Raw genomic sequence first — 23,514 nt, forward strand, 5'->3', positions numbered from 1 at the left:
TCGTCAGACCTTCGGTTCGGCCCCGGCGGCCAGCGTCCCGCACAGGGCGGCGGCGCTGTCCGTGGCGTACGGGTTCGTGCCCGCCGGGCCGCCCGCCCTGGCGGTCTCGCCGGCCAGCAGCGGCTGCAGGTGGTCGGCGGAGTCGTCGGCGCAGGACAGCGGGCCGGCCTGGACGGAGGAGACGACCAGCTGGGTCTGGCGCAGGCGCAGGTCGTCCCGGTCGAAGCGGAAGGTCAGCTCGCGGCGGACGGTGAACAGGGAGACCTGGGAGCCGGCCGGGCCGCCGGTGGCCCGCAGCGCGTAGACGACGGTGTGGTCGGCGGTGACCTCCAGGGTGGCCGAGTCGGTCTCGGTGGCCTGCATGCTGCCCTGGACGCGGATCTTCGGATCGGCGAGTTCGGCACGGGTGGGGTCGAAGCGGACCAGCCATCCGGTGGGCGCGTGCCGGCCGTCCGCCGCGGGGTGGTCGAGGCTCTGGTCGAACTGGTCGAGCTGCCCGGGGTCGAGCAGCACCCGCGCGGGCCGCACCTCGCTGCTGTCGAGGACCTCCGGGTAGAGCGCGGAGCGGACGATGTAGTCCTTGGCCGTGGTCAGGGCGGTCACGACCTGGCTGTCGGAGAAGTGCGCGGTGCTGCGGACGGCCGGCAAAGGTATGCCCTCGGCGCCGACCTCGTACCGCGCGGCGGGACTGTGCGCGAACAGCGTCTCGGCGTCGGCGGCGCCGGGCACCTTGCCCTGCGGGGCGAGTGGGACGACGGTCATCCGCAGCGGTTCGACGGGTTTCTGGGCCTCCTGGGCGCCGTAGGGGTGGCGGACACCCATGTAGATCGCGGTGCCGAAGGCGACGAGGATCAGCAGGACGAGGATCAGGGCCTGCCGTGTGAGGCCCCGGCGCAGGGGCGGGCGGCGGCGTACGGCCGGCGCATGGTCGGACATGCGTTCGCGCGCGGAGGATTCCTGGAGGCGGGCAGCGCGGACGAACGATTCGTCGAAGACGACGGATCGGTACTCGTCCTCTCCACCCACGGGGCCGCCCTCGGGTGTCCCCTCGGGTGGGTCCACAGGCCCGCCCATACTCTCAGAGTAGGTCTCGGAAGCCTCAGGTAAACGCCCAGCTACACGACAACTTCTGACAGGTTCTCACCAGACCGGGCAATCGCCGCTCAGGGGGTGCGCGGGACCGCGGAGACCGCCGACTGGGCCGGCTGGGAGTACTCGGCTGACGCGGAGGGTGCCACCGCGGTGCCCTGTTCCAGGCCGGTGGAGGGGGGCCGGGGCACCTGGTCGCGGCTGCCGCCCGAGGAGGCGCCCCGGTAGACCGCCGCGAAGGCCAGCGCGACCATGCCGACGCCCATGACGAGAGCGAGCATCCAGGCCACGGGACGATGCCAGCGGACATGCTTGCCGTAGGCCCCTGGTGCGCCGTACCGGTCTTCGAGTACGTCGCCGTCGTCCAGGTCGTCGTCGAGGTCGGCGCCGTGGCCGAGTTCGGGGCCGTCGGGGCCGTAGCCGTCGTCGTAGCGCTCGCCTCTGGCGTGGGCACGGCGGGCCTCGGCCTCGGAGGCCTCGGCTCTGGCCTGCGCGGCGGCCAGGAGGCGTTCGACCGCGGTCGGCTCGTGGATCACGGCCGCCTTCACGAAGGCCTCGTCGAAGACCACGGCGTCGAACTCTTCGTCCGACATCCCGCGGTCATGGTCGTCGTCGGGCTCCCAGCCGTCAGGGAACGGCGTGCCCCCCACGTCCTCCGGCACGGATCCAGAGTAGACCTGGGGGGTCAATTTGGGCAGACGGTATGGAAATTCATAGGCCCTGTGAGACGCCTTTCACGCCCGCGCGGGGCCCGTACGCCCCTCCGCGCGCCCGCACGCCGAGGGGCGTGCGCGGTTGGGCCGTACGGGTGCCGGCGGCGGCTTCACAGTCGTCAGCGGCGGATGTGGCCGTCGCCGGTGACGATGTACTTGGTGCTGGTCAGCTCCGGCAGGCCCATGGGGCCGCGGGCGTGCAGCTTCTGGGTGGAGATGCCGATCTCTGCGCCGAAGCCGAACTGGCCGCCGTCGGTGAAGCGGGTGGAGGCGTTCACGGCGACGGTGGTGGAGTCGACCAGCTGGGTGAAGCGGCGGGCGGCCTGCTGGGAGGTGGTGACGATGGCCTCGGTGTGCCCGGAGGTCCACAGCCTGATGTGCTCGACGGCCCGGTCCAGGGAGTCGACGACGGCGGCGGCGATGTCGTACGACAGGTACTCGGTCTCCCAGTCCTCCGGGACCGCCTCGACCACGGTCGCCTTGGAGTCCTTGGCGTAGGCCAGCACGCGTTCGTCGGCGTGGACGGTGACGCCGGCCTCGGCGAGGGCGTCCAGGGCGCGCGGCAGGAATTCGGCGGCGATGTCCTGGTGGACGAGGAGGGTCTCGGCGGCGTTGCAGACGCTGACCCGCTGTGCCTTGGAGTTGATGAGGATGTCGATGGCCATGTCGATGTCGGCGTGGGCGTCGACGTAGACGTGGCAGTTGCCGGTGCCGGTCTCGATGACGGGGACCTTGGACTCCATGACGACGGTCTGGATCAGGGAGGCGCCGCCGCGCGGGATGAGGACGTCGACGAGGCCGCGGGCGCGCATCAGCTCGTGGACGGACTCGCGGCCCTCGCCGGGCACCAGCTGGACGGCGTCGGCGGGCAGCCCGGCGCCGCCGACGGCGTCGCGCAGGACGCGGACGAGGGCGGTGTTGGACTCGTAGGCGGAGGCGGAGCCGCGCAGCAGGACGGCGTTGCCGGACTTGAGGCAGAGAGCGGCCGCGTCGACGGTGACGTTCGGGCGGGCCTCGTAGATGATGCCGACGACGCCGAGCGGGACACGGACCTGGCGCAGGTCGATGCCGTTGGGGAGGGTGGAGCCGCGGACCACCTCGCCGACCGGGTCGGGCAGCTTCGCGACGTCACGGACGTCGGAGGCGATGGCACGGACCCGCTCCGGGGTGAGGGTGAGGCGGTCGACGACGGACTCGCTGGTGCCGTTCTCGCGGGCCTTGGCGATGTCCTTGGCGTTGGCCTCGACGATCTCGCTCGTACGGACCTCCAGGGCGTCCGCGATGGCGAGCAACGCGTCGTCCTTGACGGCACGCGGCAGCGGCGCGAGGTCGGCGGCGGCTGCCTTGGCACGGTAGGCGGCCTGCGTGACCGGGGACATGGCGTCGTACGGCGAGAGCGTGGTCATGGGGGAAGGGTAGTGCGCGCCGGCGTCCCGTCCACGCGTCATCCCATACCGCGAGACGGGATCAAAAGGGGGCAATCACGGTCACGGTCAGAACGGGTGGATACCGACCGGTGTCGCCGGTGGCGGACCGTAACCCTCGGCGATCCGCTGGTGGTAGGTGGCGCGGTCGATGACCTCCAGGCCGACGATCTCCCAGGCGGGCAGTCCTGCGGTCTGGCGGTGCTCACCCCACAGGCGCAGCGCGACGGCGGCGGCGTCATGGAGGTCGCGGGCCTCTTCCCAGTAGCGGATCTCGGCGTGGTCGCACGCGTAGCGGCTGGTGAGGAGGAACGGGTGGTCGTGGGCCAGTTGTTCGAGCCCGCGGCGCAGTTCCGGCAGGGGGACCTCGGCACCGCAGACGCTGAGGGTGACGTGCCACAGACGGGGCAGGTCCTTCGGCTCCTCGTAGGTGTCCCCGGCCGCGACGCTCGTCAGAGCACCACGGGACGCCGCAGCCCCAGGGCGCACTCGTCTCACGACGGCCTCCTTCAGCTGTGCTCGTGCGGAACGTGGTCCTGAGACAAAGTTGAGCAGGCCCCAAGGGTTCGTGTGGCGGTTTTACGGAACGTCCCCCACCGGGGGCCGTCGTTACGCCCCATTTTTTACGGGTGCAGGATCACCAGGTCGTCCCTGTGTACGACCTCGCGTTCGTACGTCGGGCCCAGTTCGCGCGCCAGCTCCCTGGTCGAACGCCCGATCAGCTGCGGGATCTCCTTGGCGTCGAAGCTGACGAGCCCGCGGGCGACCGCGCGTCCTTCCGTGTCACGCAGTTCGACCGGGTCGCCGGCGGCGAACTCGCCCTCCACGGCGGCGATCCCGGCGGGCAGCAGCGATTTGCGGCCCTCGACGACGGCACGCACGGCGCCGTCGTCGAGGGTGAGCGAGCCCTGGGGGGTGGAGGCGTGCTGAAGCCACAGGAGGCGGTCTGCGGACCGTTTGCCGGTGGGGTGGAAGTAGGTGCCGGTGTCGCCGCCGGAGAGCGCGTCGGCGGCGTGCACGGCGCTGGTGAGGACGACCGGGACGCCCGCGGCCGCGGCGATCCGGGCGGCCTCCACCTTGGTGACCATGCCGCCGGTGCCGACGCCCGCCTTCCCGGCGCTGCCGATCTCGACGCCCTCGAGGTCCCGGGGACCCTTCACCTCCGCTATCCGCGAGGTGCCGGGCTTGCCGGGGTCACCGTCGTAGACGCCGTCGACGTCGGAGAGCAGGACCAGGAGATCGGCGTGGACGAGGTGGGCGACGAGAGCGGCGAGGCGGTCGTTGTCGCCGAAGCGGATCTCGTCGGTGGCGACGGTGTCGTTCTCGTTGACGATCGGCAGGGCGCCCATCGCGAGGAGTTTGTCGAGGGTGCGGGAGGCGTTGCGGTGGTGGGCGCGGCGGCTCATGTCGTCGGAGGTGAGCAGGACCTGGCCGACACGGACGCCGTAGCGGGCGAAGGACGCGGTGTAACGGGCGACCAGCAGGCCCTGGCCGACACTGGCGGCGGCCTGCTGGCGGGCCAGGTCCCTGGGGCGGCGGCGCAGCCCGAGCGGGGCGAGGCCGGCGGCGATCGCTCCCGAGGAGACGAGGACGACCTCCTTCTCGCCACCGCTGCGGCTCCTGGCGAGGACGTCCACGAGCGCGTCGACCCGGTCGGCGTCCAGGCCGCCGGAGGCGGTGGTCAGCGAGGAGGAGCCCACTTTGACGACGATCCTGCGGGCCTCGCTCACGGCCTGCCTTGCGCTTGCCACGTCCTGTCCCCACTTCGTTGCGCGTGGCAGCAATCTACGCGAAGGGGATGCGCCGGGGGCGCGGCCGTCCAGCCTCCGGACGCGAGCACGTGCAGGCAGTACGTAACCGATCGATCACGCCTCGCTCACGGCAAAAAGGTTGCACGGACTGCTTATAGAAATCGAAGCGAACGCAAAGTTAATTTGAAGTTTGTGTCATCTAAAGTTCGCAGCGTGAAGCGCATCCTCCTCAGATCGGGCAAGAGTCCCTACGACGTCGTCACCGTCGAGGAGGCCCTGCACCGGGACGTCATAGCCACCAACGCGGGCAACCTGATCTTCAGCGATGCCGCGCACAAGATTCTCGAGACTCCGGACACCGAGGTCGTCTCGAACGGCATGCCCTCCGACGCCTCCGCCGCCGCGCGCATCAACGACGAGTACGACGCCTTCGTCATCCCGCTCGCCAACGCCTTTCGCCCGTCCTTCGAGAGCGCGCTGAAGCGGATGACCCGGCTGATCTCGAAGCTGAGGATCCCGGTGGTCGTGCTCGGCGTCGGCGCGCAGGCCGGGGTCGGCTACAACCCGGACCGGCTCAAGCGCATCGAGCCGACCGTGCGGGAGTTCTGCGCGGCGGTACTGGAGCGCAGCGCGTCGATCGGCGTGCGCGGCGAGTTCACCGAGCAGTACCTGAAGAGCATGGGCTTCAACGATGTCGAGATCATCGGCTGTCCTTCGCTGTTCCTGTACGGAGACCGGCTCCAGGTTCACAAGAAGGCGCTGGAGCTGACGCCGGAGTCGCGGATCGCGATCAACGGCTCGCACAGCGCGGTACGCGCGCAGGGCCTGGACCGGATCATCACGCGCACCCACGAGCGCTACCCGTATCTGCGGTTCGTCGGCCAGAACCTCAGCGACGCACGGCAGTTGCACTGGCGGGACCTGTCGGACCCGAACGCCGCGGTGACCGCGATGCCGACCCACCCGGACCACCCGATGTTCCACGAGGACAAGGTGCGGGTCTACGTCGACCCGGTCACCTGGATCGACGACCTGCGTTCTTTCGACTTCTCCTTCGGTTCGCGCATCCACGGCAACATCGCGGCGCTGCTCGCCGGCACGCCGGCGACGGTGCTGTGCGGTGACTCGCGGACGCTGGAGCTGTGCCGTTACTTCGAGATTCCGCACCTGCGGCTGGACCAGGCGGTCAAGGACCTTGATTCGGCGGACCCGGCGAAGCTGTACGCGGAGGCCGACTTCGGCGGTCTGGTCGGCGGCCACCAGGAGCGTTTCGAGCGGTTCACCGGTTTCCTCGACCGCAACGGACTGCAGAACACCTTCACGCACGGCGACGGCGGTGCGGCCTTCGAGGAGCGGATGCGGGAACTGACGTTCCCGGCGGGCATCCGCCCCTGGAACGAGGCGGACGTGGCCTCGCTCACCTCGCGGTTCGGCTGGCTGCACAGCCGTATAGAGGAACTGACGCTGGACAACGTCAGGCTGCAGAAGGACCTGGCGCGTGCGGGGGCCCGGGCGGCCAAGACGGTCGCCGCTCCGACGCCGCCGGCGTCGGTCTACCGGCGGGCCCGGCGGGCCGTCGGCAGGCCGATCCGGCGGGCGCTGGGGACGGGCCAGTAGGAAGTGGGGCGGCCGGCGGCGGCCTGACCGGGCGACCGGTCAGGCCGCCGCCGCTTTGACCTCCCGTGTCGGCAGCGACCTGCGGAGCCTGCGCAGGGCGCGCCGCAGGAAGGTGTTGGCCGCGTCCTCGCGGTAGCCCCCGACTCCACGGGCCTCTCGGGGTTCGGCGAGGTAGATCCAGTCGGGAATGCCTGCCGACCTCACGCGGAAGTGCGGGTAGGCGAAGTAGACGTGGGTGCCGCGCTTCTCCAGGAGGGCCCCGGCCTGCTTCTTTGCGCGGATGAACTCGACGACGTCCAGGAGGAGGTCGGGGCGCTGCACGGCGACCAGGTGGAGTCGCAGCCGCTCGTGGACCCGCAGGCGGCGTGCGATCTCCGGATTCCAGTGGGCGTCCATCAGCGGCTTGGCCAGTTCCAGCTTTTTCCGGCGGACTTCGTCGCTGTCCTTGAGGAACCGGGGACCGAACTGCGGGAGCAGGGTGACCAGGAACGGCCGGACCATGAGCGTGTCACGGCGGGGTCCGGCCGGGACCATGTCGGCGATCAGGTTCATCAGGGCGCGTGCGGAGTCGAAGCGGAGGGTGTAGCTGCCGCTCTTGGTGACGTGCTTGCCGTCCTCGCGGCCGACCAGGTAGTAGCACGGGTAGTCGGCGACCACGGAGACGCCGTCGGCGCGCAGGTAGGCCTCCATGGTGAACAGCGCGTCCTCGCCGGTCCACAGGGACTCGTCGAAACGCATCCCGTGCTGTTCGAGAAGTGCGCGGCGGAACAGTTTCTGCGCGCTGAGCGTGAACTTGATGTTGGACGAGAAGACGTCGGTACGGTCGAGCGTCTTGCCCCACATGGACTGCGGGGGTTTGCGGTTGATCCCCTCGACCTTGCCGAGGACGACGTCCGTGTTGTTCTTGTCGGCCATGGCGACCATGCGCGCGAGGGCCTCGGGGCCGAGCCGGTCGTCGGCGTCAAGGAAGAACACGTAGCGGCCGGCGGCCTTGCCGAGGCCGACGTTGCGGGGACCGCTGGGGCCGCCGGAGTTCTCCTGCCGGATCACGGTCACCGGCATGGCGGCGCGGGCCGCGAACTCCTCCAGGTACTCCCCCGTGCCGTCCGTCGACCCGTCGTCGACAGCGATGACCTCCATGCGTGCCGGGTCGAGGGTCTGGCTCTCCACGGAGGCCAGGCATTCGACGAGATACGGCATCGCTTCGTACGCCCCGATGATCACGGTCACATCAGGCTGCGCAACGACGGTCACGTTTCCCCCTAGTCAATGGTGCGTTCCCCCTGCGTCACCTCGATCGCAACGCGTTAGATGACCGGCTGGCGCAACCGGTTGCCTTGGGACGCACCTTCAGTGGCGCATGTCACATGACGAGCAGCCAGCCGAGTGGTGTACAGCGGGTTACGTCGGAGAGTACGGACGCACGGTAAGAGCTGCTCACCGGAGACCGCGAAGCATTGGTAAGAGAAATGGCGCGAATGACCAAGCAGCGGTAAGAGGTCGTGCCCGGAGAAACGTCGAAGGGGCTCGGTACCAGGGATTTCTCCCTGGTACCGAGCCCCTGGACGGTGTGGTGCGGGTGGTCAGCCGGTGGGGGTGCCCTCGGCCTCGCCGGCGGCCTTCAGCGGGTCGCCGGGCAGCACCTCGGCGAGTTCGGCCGCCTCGGGGTCACCGGCCGCGATCCGGGCCTCCTGGCCCAGGTTGCGGGTCTCGGCCTTGCGGGCGAGCGTGGCGACCGCGGCGTTGAACTGCTCGATGGAGGTCGGTTCGTCCGGTCCGAGCAGATAGCGCTTGAGCTCGTCCCGGTCCAGGGCCAACGGATCGGCCGACGGATCGCGTACGGCGTCCAGCAGGGCGTCCAGTTCCTTGGCGCTGTTGGAGAGGATCACTGCGGCACGCACCGCGGTGTTCGCCCGCTTGAACTCCTCCGCGCCGACTTCGGCGGAGTCCGTGACCGCGTACGGCTTGCCGCTCGCGATGAAGTCGGAGACGACGCTGGAGATGTCGGAGACCATCGCATCGGAGACGTTGAAGCAGTCGTAGAGGCGCGGTTCGGCGCCGGTGACGACCCGGTGCTCGTGGTCGGGGAAGGAACGCCAGTGGGCGTCGTTCCACTCGGCGCGCAGCCGGGCGATCTCCTCGTGCTTCTTCAGGTCGACGACGTCGTCCCGGCTGGCCTCGGCCTCGTCACGCTTCTCGCCGCCGGTGCCGGTCAGCTCGGCCAGGCGGGACTCGATACGGAGCAGCTCGGCCTGTGCCGCCGCCAGGGCGGCCGTGTCGGCGGTGAAGCGGGGGTCGGCGGCGCGCTGGACGGCGGCCTTCTCGAGGAGCGCGGTGACGCGTCGGTGGGCGGCGCCGGCCTGGGCGCTGACGGTGCCGGTGAAGGGGTGCGGCTTGTACAGGACACGGACCGGCGGGTCGGCCTTGACCAGCTTCTTCACGATGTTCTCGCCGGCGAGCACGAGGGAGGTGTTGCCGGGGTTGCCGTCCCAGCCCTCCCAGGTGGGCGCGTACAGGACGGTGGGGCAGCGTCCCTCGACGGGGGCGCCCGGCCCGCTCTGGATGGGGGCCAGCTGGGGGCGGCCGACCTCGACGATGTCGTCGTCGCGGACGCCGACGTCGGCGATGGCGTAGCGGTCGCGACCCGCGCGGCCGGCGGTCCACACCTCGTCGTAGACCTTGCTGAACGGGTTGACGCTGGCCAGCTTGTCGCTGTCGCCGTGGCCGATGAAGACGTGCTTCATGGTGGGGACGCGCAGCAGGTGGATGTTCTTGCCGACGTTGGCCGCGTAGAGGGCGACACGGACCGTGGAGAGGTCCAGGTTCATCAGGTGCACACCGCCGGGCACGCAGATGACGGGGGCCGTGGTCGGGGCGAGGTTCTGCAGGATGACCCGCTCGCGCAGCAGGACCAGCGGGCGGGAGTCCAGCTGTTCCATGGTCTCCAGCCACATGTTGACCTGGTAGGCGGAGTCCTTGGAGCCGGAGAAGTACAGCACCGTCTCGGGCTTGTACTGGCCCATCCAGTCGTCGACGGCGGCCAGGACGGTGTCGGCGTCCGGCGGGGTCTTGCGGCCGCGTACGTACGGCAGCAGCACCAGCACGTAGACGCAGCCCAGGGCGAGGGTGACCCCGATGCCGACGAAGCCGGCGACGGGGTTGTCCGTCATCGCCGAGACCAGCAGGCCCACCACGGCGGCGAGGTCGAGGTGGAGCATCTTCTCGGCGGAGCGGTCGAGCAGGCCGCGCGGCGGGGCGTCCGGGATGCGGATGCGGGACTTCAGGTCGACGTTGCGGGTGGCGACCGGCATCCGTCGGCGGTTGCGGATCAGGGTGACCAGCGCGCCGTGCGGGGCCTGCAGGCCGTAGAAGGCGATGAAGCAGGCGATCGCGCCGTAGAAGACCAGATTGTTCGAGAGGTCCATCCGGGCCAGCAGCAGGATCAGCAGCAGCTGCCGGATCAGGAAGCGGATCGACAGACCGGCCCGGACCTTGCTCAGGCGGTTGATGAGATAGCTGCCCTTGCGGTGCAGGTAGTGGTCCGCCAGGTACGTGACGGCGGCCGCGGCCGCGAAGGCGTAAACGCTCGGGACGAGCGCGGCGAGCATGAGCACCGGGAAGCCGAGCATCATCAGTGCCGCCGCGGCCAGCTCGGCCGCGCTGCCCACCCGGGCGACGCGAATAGCGGTGGATATCACGGAGAACCTTTTGCTGACAAAAAGGCCGGAATTTGACCTTGCGGACGATCTGGGAGGTTGTCGGTCAGGGATTTTTACGGTTCAGGCCCCTGTGATTGCTCCGCGAACGCGCAGCCACAGAGGCCTGAATTAAAGATGACTAATGAAGGCCGATTATGCCACGCCGTCCTGTCGGTCCAGGACACTGGCCAGCGCCTGTTCGAAGCCGGAGGCCAGGCCGGCGGCGGCCGTCGGGTCCTGCTGGCGGACGTCGATGACATGGCCGGTGAGTTCGGACAGCAGCACGTCGAGGGAGGTGCGGGCGACGGCCTCGGAGGAGAGCAGCGAGCCCGACGGCTCCTGGCCGAACGCCTTGGTGCGCATCGGGGTGGCGGTGCGCTCGGGGTTGATGCAGTTGACGCGGATGGCGTCGCCGGCCCACTCGTCGGACAGGGCCTGGGTGAGGTTCACCATGGCGGCCTTGGTCGAGGAGTAGAGGCTGTACTCGGCGCGGCCGCGGGTGTAGCTGCTGGAGGTGTAGAGCAGCAGCTGGCCCTTGGTCTCGGCGAGGTACTTGTAGCTGGAGCGGGCGATCTGCACCGGGGCCAGGTAGTTGACCTTCAGCGCCTCCTCGATGGTGGCGTTGTCGGTCTCGGCGAGCTTGCCGATGCGCAGCACGCCCGCCGTGTTGACGACGTAGTCGATCCGGCCGGTCTCCGCGTACGCCTTGGAGAGCGCGTCGTCGACCTCCTCCGGGTTCTCCACGTGGGTGCCGGTGGTGGAGCGGCCCAGGGCGTAGACGTTCGCGCCGTAGGACTCGGCGAGTTCGGCGATGTCCTTGCCGATGCCGTACGAACCGCCGAAGATCACCGCGGTCTTGCCGGTGAGCAGCGAGCGGTAGGCGTCCTCGCCGTTCTGCTCGGGGGCGGCGGCGGAGGCGAGTTGGAAGAGCTTGTCGGCGATGAAGACGTCGACGGGCTGGGTGACCTTCATGTTGTACTCGTCGCCCGCGACGACGTGGATCGGCACGTCCGGCAGGTACTTGAGCACGACGGAGCAGTCGTCGGTGGCCTGGAAGTTGGGGTCGCCGGCGGCGACCTCGTAGGCCCGCTTGATCGTGGACAGCTTGAAGGCCTGCGGGGTCTGGCCGCGGCGCAGCCGAGAGCGGTCCGGGATCTCGGTGATGAACTCGCCGTCATCACCGTGCGTCCGCGTGACGATGATGGTGTCGGCGGACGGGATGGCGACGTCGACCGCCTGGTAGCGCTCCAGGGCGGCCACGCAGTCGTCGATGACGCGCCGTGACAGCAGGGGGCGTACGGCGTCGTGGAAGAGGACGTTGAGGTCCTCGCCCTCGGCCAGGTCCTCACCGAGCGCCTCGATGGCGCGCTCGGTGGTCTCGTTCCGCGTGTTGCCGCCCTCGATGATCTTCTTGACCTTTGTGAACCCGGCCTTGGCGACGATCTTCTCGATGTCCGCGACATAGCCCGGCGCCATCAGCACGATGATGTCGTCGATCGAGTCGGCCTTCTCGAAGGTGGTCAGGGTGTGCTCGATGACTGCCTTGCCGGCGATCTTCAGCAACTGCTTGGGGATCGACAGACCCACCCGCTGGCCGGTGCCACCGGCCAGGATCACTGCGGTGGTTCGGGGCTTGGCTATGTGCTGGGACACAGGTGACCTACCTTGGGGCATCAGGGAACCTGGAAATGGTCCCACTTCGGGTAACCGGTATGCAAGGTGAGCGCCCTCCACTGCATATGTGCCCGCAACCTTTCATTCACCTTGCGACGCTGGTGATGGGCGCCGCCCGTCGAGTGGGTGAGAAAGTTCCGTGAATTTGCTGTGAGTAACTCCACAGGGCATTCCGATTGCTGTGCGTGATGCATGGTACGTCTCAGCAGAGCTAAGACGTGCCTTGTGGACGGCTTAGCGCGGCTAAGACGTGCCCGCGGGGACGGCTTGACGCAGCCAAGCCGTCCCGGTGCAGAACCGGCTCAGCGCCGTCGCAGCTTCTTCAGCCATCGGTGACCCAGTACCCGCACCAGCTCCTTCGACGACGTCTGGTGCACCGTTCGGGCCTTCGCTTCGGTGGTGTGACGTACCGGTACCGCGGCCGCCGCGGCGAGTGCGCCGTACAGGGCCTGGGCGGCGACCTCCGGTGCGATACGGGCCTCGGCGGCGGCCGGTCCGGTGGCCGGTTCACGCTGTTCGGGTATGGCGGAGAGCAGGGAGGGGTCGCCGAGGACGCGGACGCCCATGGTGACGATGCGTTCCACCATCTCGGCGCCGATGCGGCCGGCGGCCTGGACGGCCCAGTGGGGGGTGGAGATCTTCACGTCGGCGGCGGTGGGACTGCACGTGTTCTTCATATGCATGACGGCGCCGTTACGGACAAGTTTCGAATAGAGCTCGTCCGGCAGTCCATTTCCGCGGAATTCGACGTTGAGCTTTCGCAGCATTTCGGTCTCGGCGAGGGTGAGGGAACGGTTCGCCGTGTCCGGTACGGACCTGAGGAGGTTTTCGGGCAGCCCGAGCAGCGCTTCGAAGGTGCGCATGAGGCCGTCGCGGTCCCGGTCGTCGACCACGACGACGGTGATCCGGTCGGCGCCGACCGCGCGGATCCAGCGTTCGACGAGTCGGTCGTGCCGGTGACGGTGCCAGAAGCTGGGGTTGGGCTTCTCGTACGGGGCCTTGCGCAGCATGTGATCCAGCCACTCCTCGTACCCCATGCGCAGCCCGTTCTGCACGTACTGCTGCCACTGCGAGGGCATGATCCTGGCGATCGGGCGCAGGGTGACGAGGACGTGGACGCGGTCGCCGCCGAGCTGCTCGACGATGCGGGCGACACTTTCGTCGTCGGGGGCGTCGGCGAAGAACTCGCTGCTGATCACCGAGGTCCGGGAACCGGTGGCCTCGACCTGCTTGAGCAGCCGGATCCAGTGCTTCTCGGTGGGCGCGGTGTCGCCGATCATCGCGGGCCGGGCACAGGCGGCGAGGGCGGCTTCCATCGGGTGCCGGCTGGTCGCCGGGAACTCCACGCCGTGTCGGGGCAGCTTGTCCTTCGCGGCGAAGAGGGCGCCCTGGACGGCCGTGGTACCGGTCTTGTGGGGGCCGATGTGCAGCAGGCGGGTGCCGGTGGGCAGGGCGGCGAGGGGGCCGGTGGGGCTCATGGGGCCTATGGGGGCGTTGTCCACCGGGGCTTCGCTTCTCGTACAGTCCGTCTCCATGGTTAACGGAAGGTAAGACGTTTACCTGAGGTTCACCTGAGAGGCGCCTGGGACACAGATGAGTCCCAGGCTCCCGTTACACAGACTTGGCTTTCGGCGCACCGCTTTCGGCGCACCCGGTTCGCTCGTCAGACGACCTGTACGCCCGGTTCGTCCGCCTCGACGCGCAGGGTCGCGAGGGTGCTCGCGGTGGCCTGCGGCTTGACGACGGTGTCCACGACCCGCACGCGCGCGTCGATGCCGTCGCGGCGGATGTCGAAGAGGTGGTAGCCGCGGTGGGCGTCGATGACCTTCCAGTGCGGGTTGTCGGGCTTCAGCGGGTCGAACTGGGCGTGGAAGGCGGCCTGGTCCTGGTCGCCGTTGCTGGAGATGGAGGTGCCGACGAACTCGGCGCCGACCACGTCCGACGACGGGTCGGCGAAGTCCTGCTTCAGGTCGCTGATCATCGTGAGGTGCCGGTCGCCGCTGAGCACGACGGGGTTGCGGATCGAGGCGAACTCGTCCAGCAGGTCGTTGCGCTCGACCTGGTAGCCGTCCCAGGCGTCGTAGTACCAGAGTTTTCCGTCGCCGGGCAGGATGTCGGTCTCGGCCATCATGATCTGCGAGGCGATCAGGTTCCAGCGGGCCGGTGAGTGGTGCAGTCCGTCGAGGAGCCACTGCTTCTGCCCGGCGCCGAGCATGGTGAGGGAGGGGTCCTCGGCGGCAGCCTGGCCGGTGACCTGGTCGCTGCGGAACTGCCGGGTGTCGAGGACGTTGAGCCGGGCCAGCCGGCCGAACTCCAGGCGGCGGTACATCCGGATGTGCGGCCCGTCCGGGATCGCGCTCGCCCGGACCGGCATGTGCTCGTAGTAGGCCTGGAAGGCGGCGGTCAGCCGGGCGACGAACGCGTCGTGGGACTGCTTGTCGGGGTCCTGCGGGATCTGGCCGGCCCAGTCGTTGTCGACCTCGTGGTCGTCGAAGGTGACCACCCAGGGCGCGTTCGCGTGCATGGCGGCGAGGTCGGGGTCGCTGCGGTACTGGGCGTAGCGGTTGCGGTACTGCGCCAGGGTGTACGGCTCCCCGGTGCCCTCGTGGCGGCGCGGGCCGGCCGAGGACGGCGTGGACTCGTAGATGTAGTCGCCGACGAAGAGGACGATGTCGGGGTCCTGGGCGAGCATGTCGGCGTACGGGGTGAAGTAGCCGTGCTGCCAGTTCTGGCAGGAGGCGAGGGCCACGCGCAGGGAGCCGCCTCTGGCGTGCGGGTGGGGTGCGGTGCGGGTGCGGCCGGTCGGGGAGATCCGGCCGCCGGCCCGGAAGCGGTACCAGTAGGAGCGGTCGGGGTGCAGTCCTCGTACATCCACGTGAACGCTGTGCCCGTACTCGGGCCGGGCGTGGGCGGTGCCCCGGCGGACGGCCTTGCGGAACCGTTCGTCCTCGGCGATCTCCCAGGCGACGGGGACGACGGTGTCGGGCATGCCGCCGCCGTCGAGGGGGGCGGGGGCCAGCCGGGTCCAGAGCACGATGCCGTCGGGGAGCGGGTCGCCGGAGGCGACGCCGAGGCTGAACACGCCGTCGGGCAGCGGGGTTTCGGCCGCCTGCGCGGAGGCGGGCAGCCAGAGCTGGGCGGATGCGGCGGCGGTGAGGACGGCGGCACCGGCGGTCAGAAAGCGGCGTCGGTCGGGCGATGGTGCTCCGGTCATGCGCGGACTCCCTTGCCACGGTGGCCTCTTGAACGGTCTGACCTTCGGAAGCTCCCATGGCCGGACGGTCCGTGCGCTGAACGAGAGCATTCGTGCGCATGACAACTAGGGAGACAACGGACGACCTCCACCGGCAGAGGATCAGACCACTGGAGTCCCGCACTTGACGACGGGTCAGCCGACGCGGGCCTGGGACGGGCCGGCCTCCGTGGGAGCGGTGCCCGCCGGAGCCGTGACCGCCGCCGCCAGCCGTTCGCGGAACAAGCGGTGGCCCGGGTCGGCCGAGTTGCGCGGGTGCCAGGCCATGCCGAAGTCGAGGGGCGCCAGGTCGAGCGGGATCGGGAAGGTGCGCAGGCCCAAGGCCTCGATGGTGTCGTCGAGCCAGTCGGCGACGGTGAGTGCGACGAGGTCGGTGGTGCGGGCGAGCATCATCGCGCTGGTGTGGCTGGGTACGACGACGGCGATACGGCGCTGGAGGCCGAGTCCGTCGAGGGCGCGGTCGATGGGGCCGAGGCGTCTGCCGTGCCGGGAGATGCCGATGTGACCGGCGGCGGCGAACCGTCGGGCGGTGATCCGCTCCTGGAGGAGCGGGTGTCCGGCGCGGGCGACGCCGACCAGAGTCTTGCGGGTGAGCCGGCGGGTGCGGATCTCGGGGTCCAGGTGGCCGAGGACGCCCAGTTCGACGTCGACCAGTCCCTGCCGGAGCGCGGGCCCGCCTTCCAGTGCCTCCGGCACGAAGACGACGTCCACGTGCGGGGCCGGTGCGTGGACGTGGTCGGTGAGGGTGCCGGCGAGGCCCACGAGGAGCAGTTCGGTGCTCTGCACGGTGAAGGCGCGCTGGAGGTGGACGGGGTCGAATCCTGCGCCCGGCCGCAGGATGTCGTCGCAGCCGCGCACCAACTCGGCCACCTGGTCCCGGAGTTCGAGGGCGCGTGGGGTGGGGACCTGGCCCTGCCCGGCGCGCACCAGCAACGGGTCGCCGACGGCTAGGCGCAGCCGGGCGAGGGTACGGCTGACGGCGGCGCCGCCTTCAAGGAGCGCATGACCGGCTTCGGGATGACCGAGGGGATGGCGCAGGGGATGGTCGACATGTTCGAGGCGAAGAACAGGGGACTGGACAACGCCGAGCCGCGCACCGCCGGGTCGACGACACCGACGACGTTCCGGCAGTGGTGCGAGGAGGTGCTCAAGCCCGCCATGACGGGCTGAACACCCACAGCCACCCGCGCCCCCGAACCGGCCGCGCCGACCGCGTCCCCGCCCCTGTCACTCCTCGAACGGGTCGAAGTCGCCGTACTCGCGCAGCGACTCGTCGCGCTCCGCCTGGCGGTCGCGGCGTCGCTGCGCGGCGGGGCGCGGTTCCTCGAAGCGGTGGTCCTCGCCGCGGCGGCCGAGCATCTCGGCGCCGGACATCATGGTCGGCTCCCAGTCGAAGACGACCGCGTTGTCCTCGGGGCCGATGGCGACGCCGTCGCCGGAGCGGGCGCCCGCCTTCATCAGCTCCTGCTCCACGCCGAGGCGGTTGAGGCGGTCGGCGAGGTAGCCGACGGCCTCGTCGTTGTTGAAGTCGGTCTGCCGGACCCAGCGCTCGGGCTTCTCGCCGCGCACCCGGAACAGGCCGTCGTCCTCCTGGGTGACGGTGAACCCGGCGTCGTCGACGGCCTTGGGCCGGATGACGATCCGGGTCGCCTCCTCCTTGGGCTTGGCCGCGCGGGCCTGGCCGACCAGCTCGCCGAGCGCGAACGTCAGCTCGCGCAGGCCCAGGTGGGCGACCGCGGACACCTCGAAGACGCGGTAGCCGCGGGCCTCCAGGTCGGGGCGGACCATCTCGGCGAGGTCCTTGCCGTCGGGGACGTCGGTCTTGTTGAGGACGACGATCCGGGGCCGGTTGTCGAGGCCGCCGTACTGCTTGAGCTCCTCCTCGATGACGTCGAGGTCGGAGACGGGGTCGCGTTCGGACTCCAGGGTGGCGGTGTCCAGGACGTGGACGAGGACGCTGCACCGCTCGACGTGGCGCAGGAACTCCAGGCCGAGGCCCTTGCCCTGGCTGGCGCCGGGGATGAGCCCGGGGACGTCGGCGATGGTGTAGACGGTCGAACCGGCGGTCACCACACCGAGGTTGGGGACCAGGGTGGTGAACGGGTAGTCGGCGATCTTCGGCTTGGCGGCGGACAGCACCGAGATCAGCGAGGACTTGCCGGCGCTGGGGTAGCCGACCAGGGCCACGTCGGCGACGGTCTTCAGCTCCAGGACGATGTCCTGGAAGTCGCCGGGCACGCCGAGCAGGGCGAAGCCGGGGGCCTTGCGGCGGGCGCTGGCGAGAGCCGCGTTGCCGAGGCCGCCGCGGCCGCCCTGCGCGGCGATGTACGAGGTGCCGTGGCCGACGAGGTCGGCGAGGACGTTGCCCGCCCCGTCCAGCACCACGGTGCCGTCGGGTACCGGCAGGACCAGGTCCTGGCCGTCCTTGCCGGCCCGGTTGCCGCCCTCCCCGGGCTTGCCGTTGGTGGCCTTGCGGTGCGGGGAGTGGTGGTAGTCGAGGAGGGTCGTCACGGACTGGTCGACAGTCAGGATGACGTCGCCGCCGCGGCCGCCGTTGCCGCCGTCGGGGCCGCCGAGCGGCTTGAACTTCTCCCGGTGTACGGAGGCACAGCCGTGGCCTCCGTTACCCGCGGCGACGTGCAGCTCGACGCGGTCCACGAAGGTGGTCATGGTGGGGTGCCTCCAGTTACTTACGGGGTGATACCTATGTCAACACGCGAAAGGCGGACCCGCCTTCCCGATCGGGAAGTGAGGTCCGCCTCGCGATACGTTCGGTCTGAGCCGTCCAGTCGAAGGACTGGGAGCCGTCAGGTCAGAAGACCAGGACTCAGGCGACCGGAACGATGTTCACGACCTTGCGGCCACGGTGGGTACCGAACTCCACCGCACCGGGCTGCAGCGCGAACAGCGTGTCGTCGCCGCCACGGCCGACGCCGGCGCCGGGGTGGAAGTGGGTGCCGCGCTGACGGACCAGGATCTCGCCCGCGTTGACGACCTGACCGCCGAAGCGCTTCACGCCGAGGCGCTGAGCGTTGGAGTCACGACCGTTACGGGTGGACGATGCGCCCTTCTTGTGTGCCATCTCTCCTCAGTCCCTTACTTCGCAGCCGCGGGGATCTCAGTGACCTTGATCGCCGTGTACTGCTGGCGGTGGCCCTGACGACGGCGGTAGCCGGTCTTGTTCTTGTAGCGAAGGATGTCGATCTTGACGCCCTTGTGGTGGTCCACGACCTCGGCCTGGACCTTGATGCCGGCCAGGACCCACGGGTCGCTGGTCACAGCGTCGCCGTCGACAACGAGCAGGGTCGAGAGCTCGACCGTGTCGCCAACCTTGGCGGTGGAAATCTTGTCAACCTCAACGATGTCGCCGACAGCAACCTTGTGCTGGCGACCACCGCTGCGCACGATGGCGTACACGCGGATCTCACTCTCTCGCTCGGGAACGGCACCCCCGCAGTCCAGCCGTCCGGCACGCGGATGGCCTCTCCGGAACACCGTGTGCTCCGGAGGAAGAGGTTTACGGGGATGTGGCACGTCCTCATATCCATGGACACGCCGACGGTCAAGGTTACGGGGCGGTGGCCGAGGGGGTCAAACCGGGCCCCGGGAGGTGTGGGCCCGATCACTCGAAGCAGACCCCACGCGGAGCGGGACCGGTCGCACGGACCGGCCCCACGGAGCGCGGGACCGGTCACCAGGATCCGCCTCACGGAGCGTGGGGCCGGTCGCACGGATCCGCCTCACGGAGCGTGGGGCCGGTCGCACGGATCCGCCTCACGGAGCGTGGGGCCGGTCGCACGGATCGGCCTCACGGAATGCGGGGCCGGTCGCACGGACCGGCCCCGCGTCCGGGTGTCAGCCCTCGTCGGAGGCGGTGGTGACCGTGGTGGTCTTCTTCGCCGTCGACTTGGCGGCGGCCGTCTTGGCGGTCTTGGCCGCCTTCTTGGCCGTCGTCGTCGTCTTCTTCGCCGCCGTCTTCTTGGCCGCGGTCTTCTTGGCGGCCGTCTTCTTCGCGGCGGTCTTCTTCGCGGCCGTCTTGCGGGCCGTCTTCTTGGCCGGAGCGGCCTCCTCGACGCCCTCCTCGACGGTCTCACCGGCGACCGGCGCCTCGGCGGACGTCTCCGGCTGCCCGGCGGCCTCCGTCGACGGCACGACCACGACGGCCGCTTCCTCCGGCGCGGTCGGCGCGGTGGCCTTGCGCACCGCGCGGCGGCGCGGACGGGCCGGGGCGGCGCTCTCGGCGGGCGCGGCCGCCTCGGGCTCTGCCGCCGTCTCCGCCGTCTCCACCACCGGCTCGGCCACCGCTTCGGCCGCCGGGGCGGCGGTCTCGGCGACGACGGTCACCGCGGCCGTCTCGGCCCCTGCCGGGGAACCGGCGGGCGCCGACACCTTCCGGGTGGCCCGGCGACGGGTACGGCCCTTGGGCGCGGTCTCCTCGGCGGCCGGGGCCTCCGGTGCCTCGGGGGCCTGGACGACCGGGTCCTCCACGGCGACCGGCTCGGCGTGCGCCTCGGCGGCCGGCTCGGGCAGCACCTCGTGCTCGGCCGGGGCGGCCGGCGTCTCGGCCTCCGCGCCCCGGTTGCGGCCCGCGCGCTCCCTGGGCGCCCCGGCCGGAGCCGAGGCCCGGCGGCCCGCCCGGCGGCGGGTACGGCCGCGGCCGGCCGCGGCCTCCGCCTCGGCGACGCTGCTGTACAGCTCCTCGTCCGGCGCGAAGTCGGGGGCGGGCAGCGCGACGGGGCCGGCGGCCTCGGCCGCGACCTCCGCCGCCGTCTCGACCGCCTGGACGGCCTCGGCGTGCTCGACGGCCCCGTCGGCCACGGCCGTGTGGGTGTCGTGCAGGTCGTGGTCGTGCTCGTGCCCGTCGCCGCCACGGCCGCGCTTCTTGCGCTTGCCGCCGCCACCGCCGGAGCTGGGCTGCTCCATGTGGACGATGACGCCTCGGCCGTTGCAGTGCACGCAGGTCTCGGAGAAGGACTCCAGCAGGCCCTGTCCGACGCGCTTGCGGGTCATCTGGACGAGGCCCAGCGAGGTCACCTCGGCCACCTGGTGCTTCGTGCGGTCCCGCCCGAGGCATTCGAGCAGGCGGCGCAGCACCAGGTCCCGGTTGGACTCCAGGACCATGTCGATGAAGTCGATGACGATGATGCCGCCGAGGTCGCGCAGCCGCAGCTGGCGGACGATCTCCTCGGCCGCCTCCAGGTTGTTCCTGGTGACCGTCTCCTCCAGGTTGCCGCCCTGGCCGGTGAACTTGCCGGTGTTGACGTCGATGACGACCATCGCCTCGGTCCGGTCGATCACCAGCGAACCGCCGCTGGGCAGCCAGACCTTGCGGTCCAGGGCCTTGGCGAGCTGCTCGTCGATCCGGTAGGTGGCGAAGACGTCGACCTCGGAGGTCCACTTCGACAGCCGGCCCGCGAGGTCGGGGGCGACGTGCGAAACGTAGCCGTGGACGGTCTCCCAGGCCTCGTCGCCGCTGACGACGACCTTGGAGAAGTCCTCGTTGAAGATGTCGCGGACGACCCGGACGGTCATGTCCGGCTCGCCGTACAGCAGCGTCGGCGCGTTCGAGCTGCCGCCGTTCTTCGACTTCTTCTGGATCTCCTCCCACTGCGACTGGAGCCGTTCGACGTCGCGGCGCAGCTCGTCCTCGCTCGCGCCCTCGGCGGCGGTGCGCACGATGACGCCCGCGTCCTCGGGGACGATCTTCTTGAGGATGGTCTTCAGCCGGGCCCGCTCGGTGTCGGGCAGCTTGCGGCTGATGCCGGTCATCGAGCCCTCGGGGACGTACACGAGGTAGCGGCCCGGGAGGGAGACCTGGCTGGTCAGACGGGCGCCCTTGTGGCCGATCGGGTCCTTGGTCACCTGGACGAGGACCGACTGGCCGGACTTCAGCGCGCTCTCGATGCGGCGCGGCCCGTTGGCCATGCCCAGCGCCTCGAAGTTGACCTCACCGGCGTACAGGACGGCGTTGCGCCCCTTGCCGATGTCGATGAAGGCGGCCTCCATCGAGGGCAGCACGTTCTGGACCTTGCCCAGGTAGACGTTGCCGACGTACGAGGTCGACTGCTCCTTGTTGACGTAGTGCTCGACGAGCACGCCGTCCTCCAGGACGCCGATCTGGGTGCGGTCGCCGTACTGGCGTACGACCATCACGCGCTCGACGGCCTCGCGGCGGGCCAGGAACTCGGCCTCGGTGATGATCGGGACGCGCCGGCGGCCCTGCTCGCGGCCTTCACGGCGGCGCTGCTTCTTGGCCTCCAGACGCGTGGAGCCCTTGATGGACTGCACCTCGTCGGACGGCTCGGACGGCTTGCGGGGCTCACGGACCTTGACGACCGTGCGCTCCGGGTCGTTCTCGCCGGGCTCGCTGTCGGTGGAGCTGTCCCCGGCGCGACGCCGACGGCGACGGCGGCGACGGCTGCTGGAGGAGGAGCCGCCGACCTCGTCGTGGGCGTCCTCGTCGTCCTCTTCCTCCTGCTCGGCGGTGTCCTCGGCATCCTGCTCGGCCTGCTCGGCGGCGAGCTCGTCGCCGTCGGCGTCGCCGTCACCGGCGTCACCACGGCGGCGGCGACGGCCACCGCGGCGGCGACGGCGGCGGGACCCGGCCTCCTCGGTCTCGTCGTCACCGTCGGCGGCGTCCTCGGCCTCCTCGGCGGACTCCTCCGGCTCCTCGGCCTCGTCCTCGGCGGCGGGCCGGGCGGCCGGGGTCTCCTCGGCGGCACCCCGGCGCCGGCGTCGGCGGCGCGAACCGGTCTCGGCCTGCTCGGCCGGCTCGGCCTGCTCTACCTGCTCCACCTGTGCGGCCGGCTCCGGCCGGTACGGGGCGAGTTCCTCGGGCTCCTCCGCTCCGGCGGCCACGGCGGCCGCTTCGGCGGCGGCCCGCTCCGGGGTCTGGAACTTCGGCTCGGTGAACACGGGCGCCTGGAACACGGCCACGGCGGGCCGGGCGGGGCGGCGCTGCGACTCGTCCTCGGCGGACGTGGCCGCGGCGGCGGGCTCGGAGAACCCGATGGCGGCCTGCCGTACGACCCGGCGCCGGCGCCGCGGGGACTCGGTCTCCGGCTCCTCGACGGCGGGGGTCTCGGTGGTGGAGGTGACGGCCGGGGCCTCGACGGCCTGCGGCTGCGCCTCGGCGGGGGCCTCGGGCGCACCGGCGGGCGCGGCGACCCGGCGGGTGGCGCGGCGCCGGGCGCGCGGCGCGGGCGCGGTGGGCTCCGCCTCGGGGGCGGGGGCGCCCCCGTGGGTCTCGCCGGTCTCGGCGGCGGGCGCGGGCTCGGCGGCGGCGTCGGCGGTGTCCGCGACGGCGGCCGTGGGTGTGGCCTCGGCGGCGGTCTCGGCCGGCACCGGGGCGCCGGTGGGTGCGGACGCCCGGCGGGTCGCCCGGCGGCGGGTACGCGGAGCGGGCACGGCCTCCTCGGCGGCTTCGGTGGCCTCGGCGGCCGGAGCGGCCTCGGTGACCTCAGCAGTCTCGGCGGCCTCAGGGGCCTCGGAAACCGCGGAAGCCTCGACAGCCGCTTCCTGCTCGGCCGCCTCGGTGGGCGCGGAGACGCGACGCGTGGCACGCCGGCGCGTCCGGCGCGGCGCGGCCTCCTCGTCGCTCTGGGCGGCGGTCCCGACGGCCTCGGCCGCGGGGGCGGTCTCAACGGCCTCAGCGCGCTCGGTGGCGGTCGCCGGAAGCACGGTCTCGGCCGTCTCGACGGCCTCGGCTCCCGTCGGGGAACCGGCGGGCGCCGACGCCCGGCGGGTCGCCCGGCGGCGGGGACGCGCGGCGGGCACGGTCTCCTCGACCGCGGCGGCCTCGGATGCCTCCAGGGTCTCTGCCGTCTCCTCGTCGGCCTCTGCGGGCTCGGAGGGGAACGACTCGGCGGCCGGTATGGCCGGCGTGGTGATCTCGGCCACGGCCTCGCCCGCGGCGGGCGGTCCCGCGGGGCGGGACGCGGCACGGCGACGCCTGCGCGGCGGCAGGGTGTCGCTCGGGGTGTTCAGTTCGGAGCCCTCGGTGGGCTCGGTCGGTTCGAGCATGCGGGCGGTTCTCCCGTCAGGCTCCCGGGCGCCGCGCCTGATCCGGCGGCGTTCGCTTCGAGCGACCGCCGGTGACGTCCGCGGCTCGCGCGATGCGCGGTGCCGCCGTGTGGGGCGCGGGCGCCGCACAGGAGCTCTCTGTGTCCTGTCTCGCCGGTTCCGTACGCCTTGTCGCGGACGGCCTGGCGAAAGTCTTCTGGTCGGTGCGCTGCCCGACCCAGGTGGCTCCCGAGTACGAGGGCTGCGCGTACGACATCCGTCCTTCGCGGGACC

The 23,514-nt window shown here is 71.0% G+C and carries 17 protein-coding genes; 2 read left to right on the forward strand and 15 right to left on the reverse strand.

Annotated elements, in window-relative coordinates; translation table 11 throughout:
- Positions 1 to 3 precede the first annotated feature (3 nt).
- The 5 genes from ACZ4N4_RS04610 to proB form a co-directional block, all read right to left on the reverse strand.
- On the reverse strand, positions 4 to 1,074 hold the full coding sequence (locus tag ACZ4N4_RS04610; RefSeq protein WP_467584361.1) for an SCO2583 family membrane protein: 1,071 nt from the start codon (positions 1,072 to 1,074) through the stop codon (positions 4 to 6).
- An 89-nt stretch (positions 1,075 to 1,163) separates the two neighbouring features.
- Positions 1,164 to 1,751 carry an SCO2584 family spore wall biosynthesis protein gene (locus ACZ4N4_RS04615; RefSeq protein WP_467584364.1) on the reverse strand — a complete coding sequence of 196 codons (588 nt, stop codon included), beginning with the start codon at positions 1,749 to 1,751 and terminating at the stop codon, positions 1,164 to 1,166.
- A gap of 170 nt (positions 1,752 to 1,921) precedes the next feature.
- A complete protein-coding gene (locus tag ACZ4N4_RS04620) occupies positions 1,922 to 3,208 on the reverse strand; it encodes a glutamate-5-semialdehyde dehydrogenase (protein WP_360483950.1) in 1,287 nt (428 codons plus the stop codon).
- A gap of 87 nt (positions 3,209 to 3,295) precedes the next feature.
- Positions 3,296 to 3,724: a hypothetical protein gene (locus ACZ4N4_RS04625; RefSeq protein WP_046733220.1), complete on the reverse strand. Its 429-nt coding sequence runs from the start codon at positions 3,722 to 3,724 to the stop codon at positions 3,296 to 3,298.
- A gap of 125 nt (positions 3,725 to 3,849) precedes the next feature.
- Positions 3,850 to 4,956, reverse strand: a complete 1,107-nt coding sequence (proB, locus tag ACZ4N4_RS04630; RefSeq protein ID WP_453580771.1) for a glutamate 5-kinase — start codon at positions 4,954 to 4,956, stop codon at positions 3,850 to 3,852.
- Between the two features lie 234 nt (positions 4,957 to 5,190).
- Here proB and ACZ4N4_RS04635 point away from each other — a divergent pair, with 234 nt between their 5' ends.
- Positions 5,191 to 6,594 (forward strand): polysaccharide pyruvyl transferase family protein, encoded by a 1,404-nt coding sequence (locus tag ACZ4N4_RS04635; RefSeq protein ID WP_467584367.1) that lies wholly within the window; start codon positions 5,191 to 5,193, stop codon positions 6,592 to 6,594.
- A gap of 39 nt (positions 6,595 to 6,633) precedes the next feature.
- Here the strand turns inward: ACZ4N4_RS04635 and ACZ4N4_RS04640 are convergent, their stop codons facing one another.
- The 6 genes from ACZ4N4_RS04640 to ACZ4N4_RS04665 form a co-directional block, all read right to left on the reverse strand.
- The gene (locus ACZ4N4_RS04640) at positions 6,634 to 7,794 is read right to left on the reverse strand and encodes a glycosyltransferase family 2 protein (RefSeq protein ID WP_467585319.1); all 1,161 of its coding nucleotides are present in this window, start codon (positions 7,792 to 7,794) and stop codon (positions 6,634 to 6,636) included.
- Positions 7,795 to 8,177: 383 nt separating this feature from the next.
- Positions 8,178 to 10,262: a hypothetical protein gene (locus tag ACZ4N4_RS04645; RefSeq protein ID WP_467585323.1), complete on the reverse strand. Its 2,085-nt coding sequence runs from the start codon at positions 10,260 to 10,262 to the stop codon at positions 8,178 to 8,180.
- 183 nt (positions 10,263 to 10,445) lie between these two features.
- Positions 10,446 to 11,945, reverse strand: a complete 1,500-nt coding sequence (locus ACZ4N4_RS04650; protein WP_467584370.1) for a D-ribitol-5-phosphate cytidylyltransferase — start codon at positions 11,943 to 11,945, stop codon at positions 10,446 to 10,448.
- Between the two features lie 323 nt (positions 11,946 to 12,268).
- Positions 12,269 to 13,501 (reverse strand): hypothetical protein, encoded by a 1,233-nt coding sequence (locus tag ACZ4N4_RS04655; protein ID WP_467584372.1) that lies wholly within the window; start codon positions 13,499 to 13,501, stop codon positions 12,269 to 12,271.
- A gap of 128 nt (positions 13,502 to 13,629) precedes the next feature.
- Entirely contained in the window at positions 13,630 to 15,180 is a 1,551-nt protein-coding gene (locus ACZ4N4_RS04660) for an alkaline phosphatase D family protein (protein WP_467584375.1), read from the reverse strand.
- A 174-nt stretch (positions 15,181 to 15,354) separates the two neighbouring features.
- A complete protein-coding gene (locus tag ACZ4N4_RS04665) occupies positions 15,355 to 16,146 on the reverse strand; it encodes a LysR substrate-binding domain-containing protein (protein WP_467584378.1) in 792 nt (263 codons plus the stop codon).
- Between the two features lie 75 nt (positions 16,147 to 16,221).
- Here ACZ4N4_RS04665 and ACZ4N4_RS04670 point away from each other — a divergent pair, with 75 nt between their 5' ends.
- Positions 16,222 to 16,389: a hypothetical protein gene (locus ACZ4N4_RS04670; RefSeq protein ID WP_467584381.1), complete on the forward strand. Its 168-nt coding sequence runs from the start codon at positions 16,222 to 16,224 to the stop codon at positions 16,387 to 16,389.
- 57 nt (positions 16,390 to 16,446) lie between these two features.
- Here the strand turns inward: ACZ4N4_RS04670 and obgE are convergent, their stop codons facing one another.
- The 4 genes from obgE to ACZ4N4_RS04690 form a co-directional block, all read right to left on the reverse strand.
- Positions 16,447 to 17,889 carry a GTPase ObgE gene (gene obgE, locus ACZ4N4_RS04675; RefSeq protein WP_453575987.1) on the reverse strand — a complete coding sequence of 481 codons (1,443 nt, stop codon included), beginning with the start codon at positions 17,887 to 17,889 and terminating at the stop codon, positions 16,447 to 16,449.
- Positions 17,890 to 18,046: 157 nt separating this feature from the next.
- Positions 18,047 to 18,301, reverse strand: a complete 255-nt coding sequence (gene rpmA / locus ACZ4N4_RS04680) for a 50S ribosomal protein L27 (RefSeq protein ID WP_020940020.1) — start codon at positions 18,299 to 18,301, stop codon at positions 18,047 to 18,049.
- A 14-nt stretch (positions 18,302 to 18,315) separates the two neighbouring features.
- Positions 18,316 to 18,636 carry a 50S ribosomal protein L21 gene (rplU, locus tag ACZ4N4_RS04685; RefSeq protein WP_007381993.1) on the reverse strand — a complete coding sequence of 107 codons (321 nt, stop codon included), beginning with the start codon at positions 18,634 to 18,636 and terminating at the stop codon, positions 18,316 to 18,318.
- 438 nt (positions 18,637 to 19,074) lie between these two features.
- Positions 19,075 to 23,241 carry an Rne/Rng family ribonuclease gene (locus ACZ4N4_RS04690; RefSeq protein ID WP_467584386.1) on the reverse strand — a complete coding sequence of 1,389 codons (4,167 nt, stop codon included), beginning with the start codon at positions 23,239 to 23,241 and terminating at the stop codon, positions 19,075 to 19,077.
- Between the last annotated feature and the right edge of the window lie 273 nt (positions 23,242 to 23,514).

The organism is Streptomyces sp. NPDC026538, from assembly GCF_055567535.1.